Here is a 1,340-nt window from a genome sequence, read left to right as displayed (position 1 = left end):
ACCATCTTAGAGTTGTTTAAGTAAACAAATAAAGCAAGGTCAGCAAGCTTTTTGGGTGTTCCGGCCGCGCTGGCCAAGCCGTCTTTCGCCAGCCCCTTGGATATCAGCAGCGCATTTTCGAAGTTTTTATTGCCGGGACTTACCGTCACCTGTATTAAACAGTCCTCCGTAGATACGTTGTTGAAGTAGTGTTTCTCGTTAGGCTTAATAGTTACCCTGTTACCTTTTTTTAACTGATGCACCTGGTCGTTCAATCCTACTTCCAATGTGCCTTTTAGCACTTCAAAGGTCTCTGCAAAAAGGGTGTGGTAATGCCACGGCGTTTTTTCGTTTGGAATGATATTGAATTCAATCACACTTTCCTGATGGGTATCTGCTGAACTGATCAGCTTGATGTATCCTTGCGTTTTCATATAGCTTGGGTTTGAGGTTTATTTGGTTGAAGGTTTATTGATTAATAAGATAGTTCCGGCGGCGGCGCAAACTACAATGGCAGAGATATGGGGAATGGCTTGCGGGATGCCATTGTAATCTTTGCTTAATACGATCAGCATATCGGCAATAGGGATAATGGTTCCTGCCGCCAGCGTAATACCTAATGCTTTGGTTTGCTTAGTTAAGATGAGTATACAAATCACTAAACCGGAAAACACATCACGGATACCTTTGATGTAATGAAAGGAGTAGTCGGCATGCTCATTAAAGTGTATGCCATAACCGGCTTCTGCTGTTTCGGGTGCCAAAAGGAATCTGGCTCCGATAAAAATCATTCCTAAACCTGTAAGGAATGCGATTGCAATAGAAATTCTTTGTGTCATTATCTTATGTTTTAAATGATGACACAAAGTTGTATATCCCAGGCCCGGCATTCATGCACCTGGGTTAACAAATCACTTTTCCGTAAAAATTCTTTTTCGGATACGGCTGAGGGATTGCGGCTTTACGCCCACATAAGAGGCAACATGATATTGGGAGATTCTTTGCAGTAAACCAGGATGCCTTTCCAGGAACTTCTCATAGCGAAGTTCTGGTGTATCGGTATAAAACGAGCTCAGATCCTGCAAGGTCTGTACAAATATCTGTTCAATAACTACCCTGCCAAACCGCTCTGCGCCGCTTACAGATTTATAAAACACATGCAAGTCGGTATGTGAAATCTGCAACATTTCACAGTCCTCCAACGCCTGGATAATTTTTGTAGAAGGTGTTTGCGGCAGAAAGCTTTCATAGTTGCATACAAACATATTCTCCTGTGCAAAGTCGTATGTTTTATCTTCGCCGTCGTGATTAATGTAGTATCGCAGTATTCCCTTGGTTACAAAGCCTACCTGTTTGCAAAC

The 1,340-nt window shown here is 42.5% G+C and carries 3 protein-coding genes; all 3 read right to left on the bottom strand.

Translation table 11 applies throughout. The features are described from left to right. The coding region (locus KHS38_RS22160; protein ID WP_213491134.1) for a cupin domain-containing protein at positions 1-413 on the bottom strand (413 nt) is incomplete at its 3' end. An 18-nt stretch (positions 414-431) separates the two neighbouring features. Next, positions 432-818 (bottom strand): DUF4267 domain-containing protein, encoded by a 387-nt coding sequence (locus KHS38_RS22155; protein ID WP_213491130.1) that lies wholly within the window; start codon positions 816-818, stop codon positions 432-434. A gap of 72 nt (positions 819-890) precedes the next feature. Next, positions 891-1,340, bottom strand: a 450-nt coding sequence (locus tag KHS38_RS22150; RefSeq protein ID WP_213491126.1) for a Crp/Fnr family transcriptional regulator, incomplete at its 5' end; no start/stop codon positions are given.

It is taken from the genome of Mucilaginibacter sp. Bleaf8 (genome assembly GCF_018390515.1).
GTDB lineage: Bacteria > Bacteroidota > Bacteroidia > Sphingobacteriales > Sphingobacteriaceae > Mucilaginibacter.
Note: the sequence above shows the minus strand (reverse complement) of the source record. Positions and strands in the feature narration are given on the sequence as shown.